We start from the raw sequence: 1384 nt of genomic DNA, 5'->3' as shown, positions 1-1384 counted from the left end.
CGGCAACATCTGCGGGCGGCCGTCTGCCTTCTGGACTGGCTCGAGGACGAGAACCTCAGCCTTGCCACCTGCCGTCAGGCCGACCTTGAACGCTGGATGACCGGCGATGACGTCTGCCACCGTCGGGAGACAGGCCACTTCGTGCGGTGGGCCCTGGCCCAGAAGATCACCCGTGATCTCAGCTTCCCGGCGGTGAGATGGAACGGCCCCACCCAGGCGATGGACGACGACGCCCGCAGGGACACCGCCCGTCGCCTTCTGCACGACGACACCCTCAAGCCCGAAGACCGTCTCGCTGGCTTGCTGTTGCTCCTCTATGCCCAGTGGCCCGCCGCGATCTCCCGGCTCACCGTCGACCACATCGAGGAGACGGGCGGAGGCGTCCGCATTCACCTCGGCGCCGTCCCGGTCGAACTCCCGGCACCCGTCGCTGAACTCGCCCTCCAACAAGTTGAGGTCCGCCGCAGCCATGCCGTCCTTGGCCGGACAGACTCACCCTGGCTGTTCCCCGGCGGCCAGCCCGGCCGTCCGATCAGTGCCTGGGCCATGGGCGAACGGCTCCGCAAACTCGGCATGCGGCTCGCGGAAGCCCGCTCGACCGCGCTTTTCCAGCTTTCCACCGAACTGCCCGCAGCAGTCCTCGCACGCACCCTTGGCATCGACATCACCGTTGCCGTCAAATGGCAGCGGGCCGCCGCCGGAGACTGGGCCGCCTACGCAGCCGAGATCAGCCGCCGGGCAGCAGAAGGCCAGCCCAGCCCGGCTGATTAGGATCACCGGATGTTGAACCGCTACCTCATCCACGGAGACCGCGTCGCGATACGCCGAGTCTGCGCGAACGACTACGAGGAGATCACCGCGCTGACGCGAGACAGCGCAGAGCTCCACCACCCGTGGATACCCAGACGAGACACCAGCCGGGAAGCGTTTGACGACTTCGTCGCACGCTTCACTCAACCCACGCATGAGGGACTCGTCATCTGTCTCCGGCAAAGCGGTGCGATCGTCGGTGGAGTCAACATCAACAACATCGTGCGAGGCTCCATGCAGAGCGGCATGTTGGGATACATCGCCTATGCGTCCACCACAGGACGCGGCCACATGTCCGAGGGCCTCCGCCTCGTCGCGCAGTTCGCCTTCACCCAACTCGGGCTGCACAGACTTGAGGCGAACATCCAGCCAACGAACATGGCCTCGCTGAACTTGGTCAAGCGCCTGGGCTTCCGACGCGAGGGATACTCGCCGGGCTTCCAGCGCATCAACAACGTCTGGCAGGACCACGAACGATGGGCGCTGACCGCTGACATGCTCCCGGCCGGACCGCGCAAAGCCACAGCCACCTGACCCCCATTCCCCAGGTTCCAATACCCGACTCCACCATTAG

Annotated in this window: 1 protein-coding gene and 1 pseudogene; both read left to right on the top strand. The window is 65.8% G+C overall.

The features are described from left to right. Nucleotides 1-771: pseudogene (locus tag ACIREE_RS42675) on the top strand (site-specific integrase); the annotation flags it as partial. A 9-nt stretch (nt 772-780) separates the two neighbouring features. Then, nucleotides 781-1344 carry a GNAT family N-acetyltransferase gene (locus ACIREE_RS42670; RefSeq protein ID WP_404164988.1) on the top strand — a complete coding sequence of 188 codons (564 nt, stop codon included), beginning with the start codon at nt 781-783 and terminating at the stop codon, nt 1342-1344. Nucleotides 1345-1384: the final 40 nt, after the last annotated feature.

This window comes from Streptomyces sp. NPDC102467 (assembly GCF_044765445.1).
GTDB lineage: Bacteria > Actinomycetota > Actinomycetes > Streptomycetales > Streptomycetaceae > Streptomyces.
The sequence above is the reverse complement of the archived record's forward strand: the minus strand, read 5'-3'. Positions and strand labels throughout refer to the sequence as shown.